The organism is Bacillus sp. AK128 (assembly GCF_053903075.1).
Window position 1 is genome coordinate 1,201,275 of the sequence record NZ_CP096379.1, and the last position, 16,548, is coordinate 1,217,822.

General features: G+C 36.5%; 20 protein-coding genes. 16 read left to right on the forward strand and 4 right to left on the reverse strand.

The features are described from left to right. Nucleotides 1-139: 139 nt before the first annotated feature. Nucleotides 140-586, forward strand: coding sequence for a hypothetical protein (locus M1D60_RS05675; protein WP_456278210.1), 447 nt, complete (start codon nucleotides 140-142; stop codon nucleotides 584-586). A gap of 129 nt (nucleotides 587-715) precedes the next feature. On the opposite strand, the gene M1D60_RS05680 is transcribed toward M1D60_RS05675, so the two are convergent. Further along, nucleotides 716-856, reverse strand: coding sequence for a sporulation histidine kinase inhibitor Sda (locus tag M1D60_RS05680; protein WP_456279358.1), 141 nt, complete (start codon nucleotides 854-856; stop codon nucleotides 716-718). A gap of 486 nt (nucleotides 857-1,342) precedes the next feature. Here M1D60_RS05680 and M1D60_RS05685 point away from each other — a divergent pair, with 486 nt between their 5' ends. The 8 genes from M1D60_RS05685 to M1D60_RS05720 all read left to right on the forward strand — a co-directional run bounded on the left by M1D60_RS05685 (nucleotide 1,343) and on the right by M1D60_RS05720 (nucleotide 6,408). After that, nucleotides 1,343-1,849: a YqeG family HAD IIIA-type phosphatase gene (locus tag M1D60_RS05685; protein ID WP_456279359.1), complete on the forward strand. Its 507-nt coding sequence runs from the start codon at nucleotides 1,343-1,345 to the stop codon at nucleotides 1,847-1,849. Between the two features lie 4 nt (nucleotides 1,850-1,853). Continuing rightward, nucleotides 1,854-2,957, forward strand: a complete 1,104-nt coding sequence (gene yqeH / locus M1D60_RS05690; protein WP_456278211.1) for a ribosome biogenesis GTPase YqeH — start codon at nucleotides 1,854-1,856, stop codon at nucleotides 2,955-2,957. Between the two features lie 11 nt (nucleotides 2,958-2,968). Beyond that, the gene (gene aroE, locus M1D60_RS05695) at nucleotides 2,969-3,808 is read left to right on the forward strand and encodes a shikimate dehydrogenase (protein ID WP_456278212.1); all 840 of its coding nucleotides are present in this window, start codon (nucleotides 2,969-2,971) and stop codon (nucleotides 3,806-3,808) included. Continuing rightward, nucleotides 3,809-4,102 (forward strand): ribosome assembly RNA-binding protein YhbY, encoded by a 294-nt coding sequence (gene yhbY / locus M1D60_RS05700; protein ID WP_456278213.1) that lies wholly within the window; start codon nucleotides 3,809-3,811, stop codon nucleotides 4,100-4,102. Nucleotides 4,103-4,176: 74 nt separating this feature from the next. After that, nucleotides 4,177-4,743, forward strand: coding sequence for a nicotinate-nucleotide adenylyltransferase (locus M1D60_RS05705; protein ID WP_456279360.1), 567 nt, complete (start codon nucleotides 4,177-4,179; stop codon nucleotides 4,741-4,743). After that, nucleotides 4,736-5,314: a bis(5'-nucleosyl)-tetraphosphatase (symmetrical) YqeK gene (yqeK, locus tag M1D60_RS05710; RefSeq protein WP_456278214.1), complete on the forward strand. Its 579-nt coding sequence runs from the start codon at nucleotides 4,736-4,738 to the stop codon at nucleotides 5,312-5,314. Before M1D60_RS05705 ends, yqeK begins: the two co-directional genes overlap by 8 nt. After that, complete coding sequence (gene rsfS, locus M1D60_RS05715; protein WP_456278215.1) at nucleotides 5,315-5,671, forward strand: ribosome silencing factor; 357 nt, start codon at nucleotides 5,315-5,317, stop codon at nucleotides 5,669-5,671. Beyond that, nucleotides 5,668-6,408: a class I SAM-dependent DNA methyltransferase gene (locus M1D60_RS05720; protein WP_456278216.1), complete on the forward strand. Its 741-nt coding sequence runs from the start codon at nucleotides 5,668-5,670 to the stop codon at nucleotides 6,406-6,408. Before rsfS ends, M1D60_RS05720 begins: the two co-directional genes overlap by 4 nt. A 117-nt stretch (nucleotides 6,409-6,525) precedes the next feature. Here M1D60_RS05720 and comER read toward each other — a convergent pair whose 3' ends face one another. Beyond that, nucleotides 6,526-7,362, reverse strand: a complete 837-nt coding sequence (gene comER, locus M1D60_RS05725; protein ID WP_456278217.1) for a late competence protein ComER — start codon at nucleotides 7,360-7,362, stop codon at nucleotides 6,526-6,528. A 116-nt stretch (nucleotides 7,363-7,478) separates the two neighbouring features. On the opposite strand from comER, the gene M1D60_RS05730 reads away from it, so the two are divergent. From M1D60_RS05730 to M1D60_RS05740, 3 genes are all read left to right on the forward strand, one after another. Further along, entirely contained in the window at nucleotides 7,479-8,096 is a 618-nt protein-coding gene (locus M1D60_RS05730) for a helix-hairpin-helix domain-containing protein (RefSeq protein ID WP_456278218.1), read from the forward strand. A gap of 62 nt (nucleotides 8,097-8,158) precedes the next feature. Next, on the forward strand, nucleotides 8,159-8,728 hold the full coding sequence (locus tag M1D60_RS05735) for a ComE operon protein 2 (RefSeq protein ID WP_456278219.1): 570 nt from the start codon (nucleotides 8,159-8,161) through the stop codon (nucleotides 8,726-8,728). Between the two features lie 16 nt (nucleotides 8,729-8,744). Further along, nucleotides 8,745-11,045, forward strand: a complete 2,301-nt coding sequence (locus tag M1D60_RS05740; RefSeq protein ID WP_456278220.1) for a DNA internalization-related competence protein ComEC/Rec2 — start codon at nucleotides 8,745-8,747, stop codon at nucleotides 11,043-11,045. A 163-nt stretch (nucleotides 11,046-11,208) separates the two neighbouring features. Here M1D60_RS05740 and M1D60_RS05745 read toward each other — a convergent pair whose 3' ends face one another. After that, on the reverse strand, nucleotides 11,209-11,343 hold the full coding sequence (locus M1D60_RS05745) for a YqzM family protein (RefSeq protein WP_246940527.1): 135 nt from the start codon (nucleotides 11,341-11,343) through the stop codon (nucleotides 11,209-11,211). A 286-nt stretch (nucleotides 11,344-11,629) separates the two neighbouring features. Here M1D60_RS05745 and holA point away from each other — a divergent pair, with 286 nt between their 5' ends. Then, nucleotides 11,630-12,652 carry a DNA polymerase III subunit delta gene (holA, locus tag M1D60_RS05750; RefSeq protein WP_456278221.1) on the forward strand — a complete coding sequence of 341 codons (1,023 nt, stop codon included), beginning with the start codon at nucleotides 11,630-11,632 and terminating at the stop codon, nucleotides 12,650-12,652. A 187-nt stretch (nucleotides 12,653-12,839) separates the two neighbouring features. Here the strand turns inward: holA and rpsT are convergent, their stop codons facing one another. Then, nucleotides 12,840-13,106 carry a 30S ribosomal protein S20 gene (rpsT, locus tag M1D60_RS05755; RefSeq protein ID WP_456278222.1) on the reverse strand — a complete coding sequence of 89 codons (267 nt, stop codon included), beginning with the start codon at nucleotides 13,104-13,106 and terminating at the stop codon, nucleotides 12,840-12,842. Between the two features lie 612 nt (nucleotides 13,107-13,718). Between rpsT and gpr the strand changes: the two genes are divergently transcribed. From gpr to M1D60_RS05770, 3 genes are all read left to right on the forward strand, one after another. Next, a complete protein-coding gene (gene gpr / locus M1D60_RS05760; RefSeq protein WP_456278223.1) occupies nucleotides 13,719-14,834 on the forward strand; it encodes a GPR endopeptidase in 1,116 nt (371 codons plus the stop codon). 81 nt (nucleotides 14,835-14,915) lie between these two features. Next, a complete protein-coding gene (spoIIP, locus tag M1D60_RS05765) occupies nucleotides 14,916-16,112 on the forward strand; it encodes a stage II sporulation protein P (RefSeq protein WP_456278224.1) in 1,197 nt (398 codons plus the stop codon). 11 nt (nucleotides 16,113-16,123) lie between these two features. Continuing rightward, on the forward strand, nucleotides 16,124-16,447 hold the full coding sequence (locus tag M1D60_RS05770; protein ID WP_456278225.1) for a YqxA family protein: 324 nt from the start codon (nucleotides 16,124-16,126) through the stop codon (nucleotides 16,445-16,447). The last annotated feature ends 101 nt before the right edge of the window (nucleotides 16,448-16,548 follow it).

The following is a 16,548-nucleotide window of genomic DNA, read 5'->3' on the forward strand; positions in this document are numbered from 1 at the left end:
GGTATAGTATGTGTCTGAAATCACTCTTCTATTAATTGTACCCACATTTTATAAAGAACTTCAACTAATATCTATTGGGTAAAAACTGTATGAAATCTGATTATTTATTGCATATTAAATAAGAAAGGATGTGTAAAATATGAGACATTTAATCATTTATTTTTTTATTCTTACTTTAGTTGGGTGTAATAGTAGCAAAGATCCTGAGTTAGCATTATTGCCTAGAGAATATTATCGACCATTGTTGTCAGAAAAAGATATTGGCGTCGCCTTTTCAAAAAGTCAGGAATCATTAGATGACCTTATTCCGTTGATTGTGCAGCATGAAAAAATAAGCGAAGCAATTTATCTTTCACATGAGGGTGAAACATTAATAGGAGTAAGGCTTATGCCATACCACCGCCTCGCAGGAAATGATGTGATTGAAGAAATTTCTTCATTAACTGCCATCGAGGTAACCAATATTATTCACGATCCAAGGAAATATCGAACGATGGAGAAGCTTTCAAAGGAAAAGCAATTAAGAGGTGTTAATAATAACTGGGTTAATGAATGGTCGACATTAAAAGGAATTACTATACAATAAAAAGAAGAGGCTGTTTTCATGTAGATTTATATTTGGCTAAATCCTAAGGTTCGAATTTAACCTAGTAGTAAGATATTGATTTACAAAAGAAAAAGAGCCAATGAATGGCTCTCGAAACTAATATTTTGTTTAGGATGAGATTTTAATTTTATTTGTTAAGGATCTTCTCTTAATTTCAGTTTCAATCAAGTGAATAAACTCAGGGCTCAAGCTTAACTCTCTCGCTTTGTAGTAGGATTCAATTAGAAGTTCATCAGATAATTTTTTCATAATATCTTGCCGATATGGCAAACCCACCTCCTAATTCTTTTTTAGTTTTTCAGTTCTATTATCAAAAGAATTTACATATCATAGTTAGTTAGGAATTTACTGTAATTTAACTCTATCATGATTTAAAATAGAGAACAACCGTTCTAATTATCCACACGAATCAGTGGATAAGCTGTGGATGAATTGTTTATAAACATAGAATAAGTAGATTTTACAATGTGTATATTGTGCATAAAGTTATCCACAAGTGTTGAAACAATGGTGATTTTGTCGAAAATTATTTATATTTTCTTTCAGATTGTTGTTTTATGAATTGCAGAAGAAGGGCTAGCCATAAAAAATGCTAGTGCATTTAGCAATAAATTACCCCTTTTACCAACATTTATTAATTTACTTTTGAAAGTTTAGGTAAAATCCGATATGATGAACTTCGGTATATGAAATTTAAATGATGCTTTGCTAATGAGGTGTTTTGTTGTGTTAGGGATGTTTTTACCAAATGAACATGTTAAGAGTGTTTTTGATATTAAACCAGAGGAATTAAAGGAAAGAGGAATCAAAGGTATTATTACCGATTTAGATAATACGCTTGTCGAATGGGATCGACCAACTGCGACTCCGGAATTAAAGGAATGGTTCCAAGCTTTATTAGATTCTAATATAACCGTAACCATTGTTTCAAATAATAATAAGGAAAGAGTAGAGGCTTTTTCAGCTCCTATTAATATTCCGTTTATTTTTAATGCAAGAAAACCTATGACTATTGCTTTTAAAAAAGCGCTGAAGAGTATGAATCTAAAAGCTAATGAAGTGGTCGTAATTGGTGATCAACTCTTAACCGATATCTTAGGAGGTAATCGGATTGGTTTACATACTATTCTAGTAGTACCGGTTACCCAAACAGATGGGTTTGTAACTAGATTTAATAGAAGAGTAGAACGTTCAATATTAAGAAAGCTTAAGAAAAAAGGTATGATTCATTGGGAGGATTAATGTAGTGACTGAACAATACAAATGTATAGGCTGTGGAGTATCAATTCAGATTGAAACGCCTGGTGAGTTAGGATATGCACCACCTTCTGCACTGAAAAAGGATTCCGTTATTTGTCAAAGATGCTTTCGATTAAAGCATTATAATGAGGTACAGGATGTTTCGTTAACAGACGATGATTTTATAAAAATCTTAAATGGACTTGGAAAAAAGAATGCTTTAATCGTCAAGGTGGTAGACATCTTTGACTTTAATGGAAGTTGGTTACCTGGTCTACACCGTTTTGTAGGCCAAAATGAAATACTATTAGTTGGAAATAAAGTAGACCTACTCCCAAAGTCTATTAAAACGCAAAAGCTGATTCATTGGATGAAGCAGGAGTCTAAAGAGTTGGGATTAAAGCCACTTGATGTTTTCTTAATCAGTGCAGCAAAGGGACTTGGCATTGAGGAATTAGTAGCAGCCATCGAGAAATATCGAAATGGCAAGGATGTTTACGTAGTAGGTAGTACGAATGTTGGAAAATCCACGTTTATAAATCGTATACTTAAACAATATGGTGGTGAAGAGGAGCTCATTACAACCTCTCATTTTCCGGGTACTACTCTTGATGTAATCGATATTCCAATTGATGAAAACTCTTCCTTAATTGATACCCCTGGTATCATTAATCACCATCAGATGGCGCATTTTGTACATAAGGATGATTTAAAGACTATTACACCTAAAAAAGAGATTAAACCAAAGGTATTTCAATTAAATGAAGAGCAAACCTTGTTCTTTGGTGGACTTGCTAGATTAGACTTTGTAAGTGGGAACAGACAGCCGTTTGTTTGTTATGTATCAAATGATCTTGTTATTCATCGAACGAAGCTACAAAAAGCTGATGAACTCTATGAAAATCATCTTGGTGAATTGTTACAACCTCCAAGAAAGGACGAGCTTGACCAGTTTCCTGAACTTCAAGCCCATTCCTTTACAATTAAAGATGATAAAGTAGATATTGTTTTTTCAGGATTAGGATGGGTAACGCTACAGGAGCCTGGTACTAAAATTGTTGCTTATGCTCCTAAGGGAGTTGGCATCTCGGTCCGTCGATCACTTATTTAGGGGGGCCAGGGATGGATAAAATATATGGAGTAATCGGAGATCCAATTGGTCATTCCATGTCACCGGATATGCATAATGAATCATTTAAGGCTCTTGGTATTAATGGTATCTATAAAGCCTTTCATGTAACTCCTGAGAGACTACAGGGAGCAATTGAAGGAGTGAAAGGATTAGGGATCTCCGGGTTAAATGTGACGATTCCACACAAAGTAACTGTTATGGAATATCTAGATAAGATTGATCCATTAGCAGCCCAAATTGGGGCGGTTAATACAATTGTCAATGAGAACGGTATATTGATTGGTTATAATACGGATGGAATAGGCTATATTACAGGTTTAAAAGAGGTATTAAGGGAAAGAAGTTTAGCATCTAGTTCAATCTTAATAATTGGGGCTGGTGGTGCGTCTAGAGCCATCTATTTTTCCTTATTGGCTGAAGGAGTACAGCAAGTCGATATTGCCAACCGTACCGTTGAGTCGGCTAGAGCGATGGTAGACGCACAAATGTCGTCTTCTTCAAGGGCATTAGCATTAAAAGAGGCTGAGAACTTAATACAACAATATGATATCATTATTAATACTACCTCAATTGGAATGCATCCCTATCAAAATGAGGTTCCAATATCGATCAACCAAATAAAAGAAAATACTGTTATAAGTGATATTATTTATAACCCCTTAGAAACAAAATGGATAAAAGAGGCAAAAGCAAAAGGCGCTATTACGCAAAATGGTGTAGAAATGTTTGTATTTCAAGGTGCACTAGCATTTGAAAAATGGACAGGGATTTATCCGGACACCGACATTATGCGTAACGTCATACTTACTAAACTAGGAGGGGCATCCTAAATGCTTACTGGGAAACAAAAGAGATTTTTACGATCAAAAGCACATCACCTTGATCCAATCTTTCAGGTTGGAAAAGGTGGGGTAAATGAAAATATGATTATTCAAATAAATGATGCACTAGAAAAAAGAGAGTTGCTTAAAGTAAGTGTCCTTCAAAATTGTGAAGATGATCGCCATGATGTTGCTGAACAATTAAGTGAAGGTGCACGTGCTGAGCTTGTACAAGTAATCGGTCACACGATTGTCTTATATAAAGAGTCAAAAGAAAATAAACAACTAGTTCTTCCCTCTTAACCTAAAATCAGTGGTTCATTTTGACCACTGATTATCATTATGTTTAAAGGAACTATTAGGAAGGAATTTTTTTGATGAAGAAAATTGGGATACTAGGAGGGACATTTGACCCCCCTCATAATGGTCATCTACTAATAGCCTATGAAGTACTTCATGCACTGGCACTTGACGAAATATGGTTCATGCCAGCCCATGTCCCACCGCATAAACAGGGGGATCTAATATCTAAAACAGAACATCGTTTACATATGGTGGAGCAAGCTATTTCAGGACATAATAGATTTAAAGTCGAGAAAATTGAACTTGAGAGAGAAGGAAGTTCGTATAGTTATGATACAATTAAGCTTCTAAAAGAGCAGTATGCCGAAGATGAGTTATATTTTATTATCGGTGGGGATATGATTGAATATCTTCCTAAGTGGCATAAAATTGATGAATTAGTGAAAATGATCACCTTTGTTGGTGTTGGCAGAACTGGGTACTCAACTAAGTCCAACTATCCTATTGTATGTATAGAAACCCCTTTATTTGAGGTCTCCTCTTCCTTAATTCGAGACAGAATAAAGAAGGGTGGGAACACAGAACTCTTATTACCAGCCTCCGTAAAAAAATATATAGAGGAGCAGCGAATATATGAATAGGGAGAAAGCTTTGTCTATTGTAAAAGAGCAACTGACAGATCACCGCTATTTACATACAGTTGGAGTCATGAACACGGCTATTGAGCTTTCAAAGCTGTACAGTGGGGATGAAAAGAAAGCTGAATTAGCTGCCATTTTTCATGATTATGCGAAGTTTCGTCCAAAAGAGGAAATGAAGAAGATTATCATGGATCAACATTTTTCTGCTGATCTCCTAGAATTTGATAAGGAACTATGGCATGCCCCAGTTGGAGCCTATTTGGTTGAAAAAGAAGTAGGAATCACTGACTTGGACATACTAAATTCTATAAAATATCATACGTCAGGTCATACTGATATGACGTTACTAGAAAAAATTATTTATTTAGCAGATTATATTGAACCAGGAAGAAGCTTTCCAGGTGTTGAGGAAGTGAGAGAAATTGCCTCAACTGACCTTGATCTCGCAGTCATCTTTGCATTGCGAAATACGATCCAATTTCTGCTCAAGAAAAATCAAGCTGTTTATCCAGTTACCTTTAACACATACAACACGATGATACGTAAATATAAAGAAGGAGGAATGAAGTGAATGAGTGAAAGAGAAACTTTAATACTAGCAGCTCAGGCTGCAGATGATAAAAAGGCGGAGAATATAGTCGCATTGAATATGAAAGGAATTTCCCTTGTTGCAGATTATTTCTTAATTTGCCACGGGAATTCGGACAAACAGGTGCAAGCAATTGCAAAGGAAATGAAAGAAAAGGCAGAGGAAAATCAAATAAATGTTCGCCGTATGGAAGGGTATGATGAGGCAAGATGGATCTTAGTAGACCTAGGTGATGTGATTGCTCATGTATTCCATAAAGATGAAAGAGTGTACTATAACCTAGAACGTTTATGGGGAGATGCTCCAACAGAAGACCTACAAAGTGAACTAATTCGATGACCTATCAGCACTTTGCAACTTTTTACGACCAATTAATGAATGATGTTCCTTATCATCTCTGGATTGATTATCTGTCTTGTCGAGTCACTCAAGAAAATCAGTCAATTCTAGATATTGGTTGTGGGACTGGAGCGCTTTCCATTCCATTAGCTAAAAAGGGCTTTAATGTTACCGGGTTAGACCTATCAGCAGAGATGCTTTCAATTGCAGATGAAAAAGCAAGAAACGAACATGTAAACATTCAATTCATTCAGCAAAATATGACCGAATTAACGGACATGGAGCCAGAAAGCTTTGATGTAATCGTTTGTTTTTGTGATTCTCTTAATTATGTTCTAGAAGAACGGGATGTCCAAGGAACGATAAAAGGTGTTTACGAGTTGTTAAAACCGAATGGGTTGTTTCTTTTTGATGTCCATTCCATTAAAAAGATAGAGAGTATCTTTATGAATCAAACCTTTGTTAGTACAGATGACGATATATCATTTATTTGGAATTGCTTTAATGGTGAGTATCCTCATAGTGTGGACCATGAACTAACTTTTTTTATACAACAGCCTGAGCATGGCCTATATGAGCGATTTGATGAATTGCACTCTCAGCGTACTTTTTCCATTGATTTTTATAAAGAAGCATTAATGGGTTGTGGCTTTTCGGATATAGAAGTAACCTCTGACTTCCAAGATGTATTGACTGAGGATCAAGAGAGAATATTCTTTTGCTGCCATAAAAAATAAACCATCACAAATTGATGGTTTATTTTTTTATTAGTAAACAAGGGAGAAGTGTTATCTATAAAAAATCAATTGTTTTTTCAGAAATTAAAGAGGATATTGAAATGCTAATGTTGAAATTTAATTATGATCCTTTGTATAATCAAATTGGTCAGTAACCTCTCTTATATCCTCGTAGTATTTCTCATGAGTCTTTTGGAACAAATGATTAAAGACATCTCCTAGTTCACTTTCGAGTACTTTTATTCCTTCACCTGTTACTCCACCTTTTACACAGACCTTATCCTGTAAGGTTGGTAAAGTAAAGACTCCTTTTTCAAGCAACTTGCCCATCCCAATAATCATGCCGCTAGCTAGTTCTGTAGCCTGCTCACGTGAAATCTCTGTTTCATCAACAGCACTATCAATAAAACGTTGAAGAAGATAGCTGAAAAAAGCTGGTCCACAGCTGACAATATCTGAGGCAACCCTTGTCACTTTATCTTCTATCATGACTGGTAAAGAAATTTGCTGGAATAACTCTGACAAGTAATCCTGGTATTCACTTGAACAATGCTCACCAAATGTTAGGAGTGAGACTCCGGATAATGCTCGATTAGTGATACTTGGAATAGCTCTAGCTACATTACAATTTACCGCTGATTCAAGCTGCCTCACACTTAGTGGGCTTGTAATGGACACTATACATTGGTTAGGTTTTAGAATCGGCGCTAATTTTGTAAGTAATGGATATATATCTAGTGGCTTAATGCAGATGAAAATGACATCAGCTTGGGCAACGATATCCTCCGGACATGTTTTTACTGTAACCTCTGGATGGCTATTCTTTAATCGCTCAGTTTTGGAAAGTGTACGATTCGTTAAAAACAGATTAGAAGGTGGAACGGCTCGAGATTCTATGAAGGATTCAGTTAAGATCGTCCCCATGTTTCCTGTTCCGATTATCCCTACGTTCATTACAATTCCCTCCTCTACTCTCGGTTCTCTCATAAACATATATGTTATTGGAATCAAATTTATGTTTCTAGTTGCATTCTCAATATGATATTTAAATAGCCCTGGAGGTGTTACAAATGTTCTTCGAAAGAAGAAAATGGATAATTATTTCCATTAGTATTTTGTTAATCATTTTGGCTTTATTTTCTACATTGAATGGTAATTCCAATCAGGAAGAGGAGTATCTAAACTGGGAGCAATCTTCGATTATTCCACCGGAGGAGCCTGAAGAAGAAACTGAACACATAGAAGAGGTGAAGGATGTTACTATGTTTGTTGATATAAAGGGGGAGGTGATGAGCCCAGGAGTTTATGAAGTGGAGGATTCGAGTCGAGTGAAAGACATCATCATGCTTGCCGGCGGATTTACAATGAATGCAGATAAGAATAGTGTTAACCTTGCACAAAAGGTAACAGATGAAATGGTGATTTATGTCCCAACTGAAGGGGAAGTTCAGACGATTTGGACGACACCAATATCCAATCAAACTGCAGACCAGCAATTAGTCAATATCAATAAGGCTGAGCAAGCCGAGTTAGAAACCTTACCTGGGATCGGACCAGCAAAAGCAGCGGCAATTATTGCTTATCGAAACGAGCATGGTCTGTTCAAAACAGTGGATGATTTAGGAAGTGTGTCTGGAATCGGGGAAAAGTCTTTAGAAAAATTAAAGGACTTTATTACAATCAAATAGATGTGATATTGACTAATATTTCAAACAACCAGTACACTATTGAAAAGGGAGGCTTCATTGTAATGAATCGAATTTCTTGGGATCAATACTATATGGCACAAAGTCATTTGTTGGCTTTAAGAAGTACTTGTACACGACTGGCTGTAGGAGCTACGATTGTTAGAGACAAACGAATTATTGCTGGTGGATATAATGGGGCAATTTCAGGGGGTACTCATTGTATTGATGAGGGATGTTATGTCATTGATAACCATTGCGTTAGAACGATCCATGCGGAAATGAATGCAATTATTCAATGTGCTAAATTTGGCGTGCCAACTGAGGGGGCTGAAATTTATGTCACCCATTTTCCTTGTCTTCAATGCTGCAAAGGGATCATTCAGAGTGGAATCAAAACAGTTTACTTTGCCCAGGATTATAAAAATCACCCTTACGCCATCGAGCTATTTGAAAAAGCCAACGTCAAGGTAGAACAAGTAGAACTTGAGGAAATGGTAATTGATACGAAAAATAAAGAGAAGCTGCAGCTACTAGCAAGCCTTATTGAGAAGTTAGCAGAAGCTGGAGTACCAGAAGAAGAAGTAAAAGATCTGTATCATCAAGCCAATACATTATTTACCTCCTATACATAAGTGTAGGGGGTTACTTTTGAAAAATAAATGGGTTTATATAGCTGCCTCAGGTGTCTTAGGTTTTCTCTTTATTATTCACCACCTGTCTATTTTAATCTTCTTAATCTCCTTACTAATTCTTCTATATATTACTTTCCGAGATAGAAAAGTTGGCATCATTTGTATGGTAACACTTGTTTTGTTTTCAGCTATTTTTTATCTACATGATCAAAAAAATGAAACGAAGTTAAGTATCAATCATACCTACTTTACAGGTAAGTTTATCTCGACGCCCAAAATTAATGGGGACCGTTTCACTTCATTATTTCTTTTAAGTAACAAAGAAAAGTTGTATGTTTCATATCGCATAAAAAGTGAACATGAGAAGGAAATTCTTGCAGCAATTAGTGATAGAACGACCTGTAGGTTTTACGGGGAACTTAAAGCACCTAACCCTACTCGAAATTTTTACAGCTTTGATTTCAAACAGTATTTATATCGAAAGAATATCCACTGGATCGTCACCCCTACCACACTTTCCACGTTACAGTGTATAAAAACAAAACCCTCCATTCTGGACCGGTTGTATCTTTTCCGTGAACATACCTTAAAAGAAATAGAGACTTTGCTACCGAGTCCATTAGACGGCTTTGTTCAAGCGCTTGTATTTGGTGGTAGAGCAAATGTAGACGAAGATGTATTAACTGCCTATCAGGAGCTTGGCTTAATCCATTTGTTAGCCATCTCCGGGATGCATGTGGGATTAATTTGTGCGGCATTATTTTATATGTTAGTTCGAATTGGTTTCACTAAAGAGAAGGTAATCATGATCATTATGATTTTGTTACCACTTTACGGTTTACTAGCAGGAGCAGCCCCTTCTGTTATCCGCGCGTGTATCATGAGTTTCCTCGTCCTTCTGAAGGTGCGTTTTAGGAGTTTTCCATTAACCACTGTTGATTTAATAAGTATCGCCTTTCTCATCATGGTGATTTTAAATCCATACTATATTTTTGATGTTGGATTCCAACTCTCTTTTTCGGTCAGCTTAGCATTAATTCTATCGAGTCAAACTATTTTATTGAAAGTGACTAATCCAATTGTTCAACTATTTATGGTGAGTACTATTTCACAGATTAGTTCGATCCCTCTTATTCTCTATCACTTTTATCAGTTTTCACTAGTAAGTGTACCGTTAAATTTGATCTATGTCCCCATTATCACCTTTATCCTCTTACCTATTTGCATATTCTTTTACTTCACGTTAAGTTTTTCTGTTCCTCTATTATCAACACTTATTGTTAAATCTAATGAAATGCTGCATTTATTGAACAGTTTTGCTGTTATGATGACTGAACAAAAATGGCATATTTTAGTTTTTGGAAAGCCGAATATACTTCTCTTATGGTTGTATATTTTAGCTGTTATTCTAACTTTTATATGGCTTGAAAAAGAGATAAAATGGATTTCCTTCATGCCGATCTTCCTTGTATTAGTAATTCATTATTTTCTTCCTTATATAAATCCTCAAGGGGAGATTTCAATGATTGATGTTGGACAAGGGGATTCTATTTTAATTGAAATTCCTTTTCGAAAAGAGGTTTATTTAATTGATACAGGGGGAACAGTTCCTTATGATTTGGAAAAATGGCAACAACGCTCTAATCCTTTTTCTATTGGTAAAGACACAATTTTACCTTATTTAAAGGCAAAAGGGATAAGAAAAATAAATAAACTCATTTTGACACATCCAGATTTAGATCATATTGGAGAGGCTTCTTATTTATTGAAGAATATAGAAATAGATGAAATCGTAACTGGTGCCTATCATTCCAGTGAAGGACTAGAAGCGGAAGTGTTAAACCTTGCTTCGAAACTAAACGTGAAGGTGCGCAGGGTAAAGGCTGGTGACCATTGGAAAGCTGGTGATTTATCATTTAAGATATTAGCTCCTAGTACATCTTACTCAAAGAAAAACGATGGATCAATCGTACTGACAGCCTTTCTAGACGGGAAATCCTGGCTATTTACTGGTGACATTGAAGAAGAAGCTGAGGAAGATCTACTGGAGAGGTATCCAAATTTAAAAATTGATGTACTTAAAGTTTCCCATCATGGAAGTCTTACTTCTACATCATCTCATTTCTTAAACACTGTACGGCCTAGGGTTGCACTTATTTCTGCTGGGCTAAACAATCGATTCGGTCATCCTCATCCTGATGTCCTTTCGCGTCTGAAAACCTATGATACGGTTATTTTTCGGACGGATCAACATGGAGGTATTCGTTATAAATTTTCATCTTTTAAATCAGGAACCTTTTACACCAAACTGCCATAAGCTATGGCTAGATATCCCTGCTTCTCATACATTGCTTTCAACTGAGGCCAACTAGCCTGACCGATCTACTATCCCACTAATCACCACTACTTAAATTTTTTCAAGTAAAGGAAACCTTTTCTAAAAAACTCCAAAAAAAAGAGACTGTATGTATACAGTCCCATTAGGCAGCCACTAATTTAATAACGGTTGCAATGATAAATAATGTAGCAAAGAAACCGAAGGAAACGACAAATCCAACGCCAGAATCAACAGCGTCATTACGTTTACTTTGTACACTCTTTTCAAATTGATTCACTGTAACCCCTCCTCATTCGTACTTAGTATAAGCTAAACCGGAAAAAAAATCTACACTTCAGTCCTTATTTCCTATACTGACAAGAGTTAACACAAATACATGAAAGTCAAGTGGACATTCTAAATAGTACAGCATGAATATCGTTACTGAGAATGTAAACCCGGGACTTTCTCAGTGCGTTAACATAAATGAGGGGGCTGCTCTTTTAGCAGCTCCCTTACTTGCAAAAAAATACTTTTCCTTTTACGATTAACGTAGTTAATGTAAGGGAGAGTTTTGACTTAAGATGAATATTGATATACATAAGAAAATAAAGGCAAAGAAATTTGCACCCTTGTATGTGTTATATGGGAAGGAAACCTATTTTATTGATGAAACGATCCAATTACTCATTGAACATATATTAAAAGATGAGGAACGGGACTTTAATTTATCTGTTTACGATATGGAAGAAACCCCTATTGATCTGGCGATTGAAGATGCCCAAACTCTTCCTTTTTTTGGAGACAAACGCGTGGTCATCGTGAAGAATGCTCTGTTCTTAACTGGGACAAAGGATAAAGTTAAGATTGACCATAATCTCCAACTCCTTGAAGAATATATTTCCTCTCCTTCTCCAACTGCTGTTTTTGTGATCGTCGTAGACAGCGAGAAGTTAGATGAACGAAAAAAAATCACCAAGCTTTTGAAAAAAGAGGCAGAGGTCTTTGAAGCCACTTTAACTGACGAAAAGTCATTGGTTACTTGGATTCATTCAGAAGCTAAACAATTAAAGGTTGGCATTACCGATGATGCAATGGGAATGTTGATTCAATATGTAAGAGGAACGGTTACGTTGTTGGTACAAGAGTTACATAAAATGGCTCTATATGTTGGTGAGGAAGGAACAATCACACCAGAGGTCGTTGGGCTCCTCTCATCGCGGACGGTAGAGGATAACATATTCGAATTAATTGATTGTGTATTATCGCAAAATATTTCAAAATCATTAGAAATATATCATGATTTATTAAAGTTAAATGAAGAACCAATTAAAATTCTTTCCCTGTTATCAGGGCAATACCGGCTATTGTATCAGGTAAAGGATTTTTCAAGGCGTGGTTATAGTCAACAGCAAATTGCTAATCATCTAAAGATTCACCCTTATCGAGTAAAGCTAGCTTCTCAGAAGGCGACACAATTTTCTAATGAATATTTATTGCAATCCATTAACGCATTAGCAGAAATGGATTACCAAATAAAAAGTGGACAACAGGAAAAGCGACTGGCATTAGAATTATTTATCTTAAAACAATATCAACGATCGTAAGAAAAATTTTTTATTTAACCTTGTTGTTGATTTGCGTTCCACTTTCTGAGTTGTTTGTTCAATAAATTTTCCTAATAAAAAAGCTGGCTCGTTGGATCATGAGTGTTCAGCTTTTTCTATTGTAAAAGATAAAAAAAACCTAGCTAGACTGAGTGATCAGTGTCGCTAGGTTTTCTTTATTAGAAAATTATGCGTTTAATTCGTTAATTTTCTTTGTTAAACGTGATTTTTGACGAGCTGCAGCATTTTTATGGATTAGACCAGTGCGAGCAGCTTTGTCAAGCTTCTTGCTAGCTTCTACAAGAGCAACTTTAGCTTGATCAACATTGTTAGTTGTTACTAGTGCTTCAACGTTTTTAACAGCTGTACGCATAGAAGACTTAACAGAGTTGTTTTGTGCACGGTGCTCGTTGCTTGTCTTCACGCGCTTAATAGCAGATTTAATGTTAGGCATTTACTTTCACCTCCCTAAAATGTCAATAGAGAACTTTTCATAGCTTGATGTTCATATTACATCACAGTCTTCTTTAAGCTCAAGACTAATTATTACCTATTTTTTGGTCAGACTAAATAGAAAAATTCTGAAGTCAGAACAAGAAGTATTCTATCAAACCATAGCTATAATTGCAATAGAAGTTTCATGAAAAGCTCGTAAAGTGTCAAGCTAAATCCAAGTTTTAATTGAATTTTATAAGCAAACTTTTTTTATCGAAAGCATTGTTAATGTTCAATCTTGATATCTAGCAGAGTTGATTGTAGTGGAAGGATGCGAATCTAAAGGAACCTCTGCTAAAAGCTGCCACGTCCTGTGGCGAATGCAGAGGTCAGCACATCCTGTGCAAGCGCGGGAGCAGCGTGACAGATGAGACCCCGCAGGCGTAGCCGAGGAGGCTCAGATTCCTCCCCGCGGGAAGCGAGTGTCCTGTAACGAATATCAACAACAAATTTTAAGTCAGCATAGTTGAAAGTAAAGTAATTACCTACTTTACTATAGCCCCACATGAATGAATTCATTTTTAATTGGAAAAACTAAGCAATAAAGTACATAAAAGGGGGACTTGAAATAATGTCTGAAAAACTAGACTTAAGTAAGTATTCAGTAAGAACTGATTTAGCTGTTGAAGCTAGAGAAATGGTAGTTGAGAAAAATCAACAGACAAAAAAGGAAGCTAGTGAAATAGAGGGTGTCATTGTTAAAGAAAAAGATGTTCAGGGTGTAAAGGTTTCTTATGTTGAAATAACTGATCAAGGTGCACAGTTAATCGGCAAGAAGAAGGGAAGATACTTAACACTAGAAACTCAAGGTATTCGTCAGCATGATTCTGAACTACAACAAGTGGTTGAAGAGGTATTCGCAAAAGAATTTTCTAATTTTATTTCTGAAAGTGGAATTAAGGACGATGCAAGCTGTCTAGTCGTTGGTTTAGGGAATTGGAATGTTACGCCTGATGCCCTTGGGCCGATGACGATTGAAAACCTGTTAATTACTAAACATCTATTCGATCTTCAGCCTGAAAATGTAGCAGATGGCTTTCGTTCAGTAAGTGCCATCTCACCAGGTGTAATGGGGATAACAGGAATCGAAACAAGCGATATTATTCATGGTGTAATCGAGAAAACTAAGCCTGATTTTGTGGTTGCCATAGATGCTTTGGCAGCAAGGTCTATTCAGCGTGTTAATTCGACAATTCAAATTTCAGATACTGGTATACACCCAGGCTCAGGTGTTGGTAACAAACGAAAAGAATTGAGTCAAGAGACACTCGGCATTCCCGTAATAGCTATCGGAATACCGACTGTCGTTGACGCGGTATCCATCACAAGTGATACGGTAGATTTCATCTTAAAGCATTTTGGAAAAGAAATGAGAGAAGGTAACCGTCCATCTCGTGCACTAGCACCGGCTTCGATGACATTTGGTGAAAAAAGAGTATTAACCGAAGAAGATCTACCTGAGGAGAAGGATCGTTCGACATTTCTGGGATTGGTTGGAACTTTACCAGAAGAGGAAAAAAGAAGGCTAATTTATGAGGTCCTTTCCCCGTTAGGTCATAACTTGATGGTAACACCTAAAGAGGTTGATACTTTTATAGAGGATATGGCTAATGTGATTGCTGGTGGACTAAATGCTGCACTCCATCATGAGGTGGATCAAGATAATTATGGGGCTTACACGCACTAGAATAATAAATAATAATTCAGGGTTCTATTCTTTATGGCTTGTTCATAATGTTTAAGTAGACAAGCTGTAAGGAGTGGAAGCATGAATTATAATCGTAGTCACAGTATGATGGTTTCGCTAAATAGGACAAGCGTTATAAAAATTATGTTAGGATTTGCATTTTGTTTAATTACGATGTTTACATTAACTGGTATTTTAACTTCCTTAAAGCCAGAATATAGAATTTCTTCTTCCTCAGTTTATTCTTTAACGAGTAGTATAACGGAGAGTTCACTTGTCTATTTACTTGGATATGAAAACCGATATTTTCTACAGGCTATTCCGGAGGGGCAACAACCGCCTCAAATTACCCATACACTTTTTCAAAAGGCAACAAGTATTAACCTAGATGATCCACGTAGCCTATTAGGAGGGGAATTGCCTGGTTTCCAATATTACGACGGTGAACTTTTAGTCGCAGGGGATGGAACCAATTACACAGATATACCGATGGAATCAGCACCACCAATGGAAGTGTTATTAGCAGAAAGAGAAGCAGCTGTTCAGGCTGTAGAGAATGTGGACAAGTCAGAAGAAGAAAAACCAGTACCGCCTGCTGTTAGCACAAACGGGAAGAAGGTTGTGTTTCTTTATCACACCCATACAAGAGAGTCATTTTTACCTATGCTTAAAAATGTGACAAAACCCAACGAAGCCTACCATTCATCTGCAAATATAACACTGGTTGGTCAAAAGCTCGCAGAGGAACTTGAGGAAAGAGGAATAGGTACTGAAATAGATAAGACTGATTTTACAAATATGCTAAATGAAAAAGGCTGGAAGTACGGTAAGTCGTATGATGCTTCAAGACCTGTCGTTCAAAGTGCAATGGCAGCAAATCGTGATATCCAATTTTTATTTGACCTTCACCGAGACTCTGCAAGAAAAGATAAAACAACTGCGACCATTAACGGAGAGGCGTATGCGAGAGTGTTTTTTGTTATAGGTGGTGAGCATGCTAAATTCGAACAAAATTCTAAAGTAGCTGATGATCTCCATAAACTAGTTGAAAGTAAGTACCCAGGTATGAGTAGAGGGGTTCGTTTGAGCAGAGGTGCAGGAACGAATGGTAAATTTAATCAGGACTTATCAGAGAATGCCCTCATTATTGAATTTGGTGGAGTGGATAACACCATGGAAGAGCTAAATCGATCTGCAGAAGCAATTGCTGATGTGTTTAGTGAATATTACTGGCAGGCAGAAAAGGTTAACGGAGAATCAGAGACAACAGAACAATAAGGTGTGAGATCATGATAAAATTTTCTTTTAAATTCTTCTTGTTATTCACGATATTATTTCTCGGAGTATTATTAGGGATGCAGCAAGCAAATGAGGGAATCCGAGATATGAAGGGATATGACGATCCTGAATTTAAAGGAGCCTTCCATTTAACTGCTGGACAGTCGGGAGGACTTGAGGCAGCGGTACTTGGGAATAATATTACGAGTCATGACATTCGTGTTAAGCAGGAGAAGTTAGAGAAAATGGAAGCCTTTAATTTCTTTTCTTCAATGGGGCATAAGCTAGCGGATGGAATTACTTCACTATTTCAAAAGCTGTTTGATTTGATATAAATGATGTGCTTGACTTGACCTGTGGTAACCACAGGTTTCTCTTTTTGTTTGAGAATTTGATTTTTATTTTAGTTGATTGGAATCCCTCATCCGAACTAGAA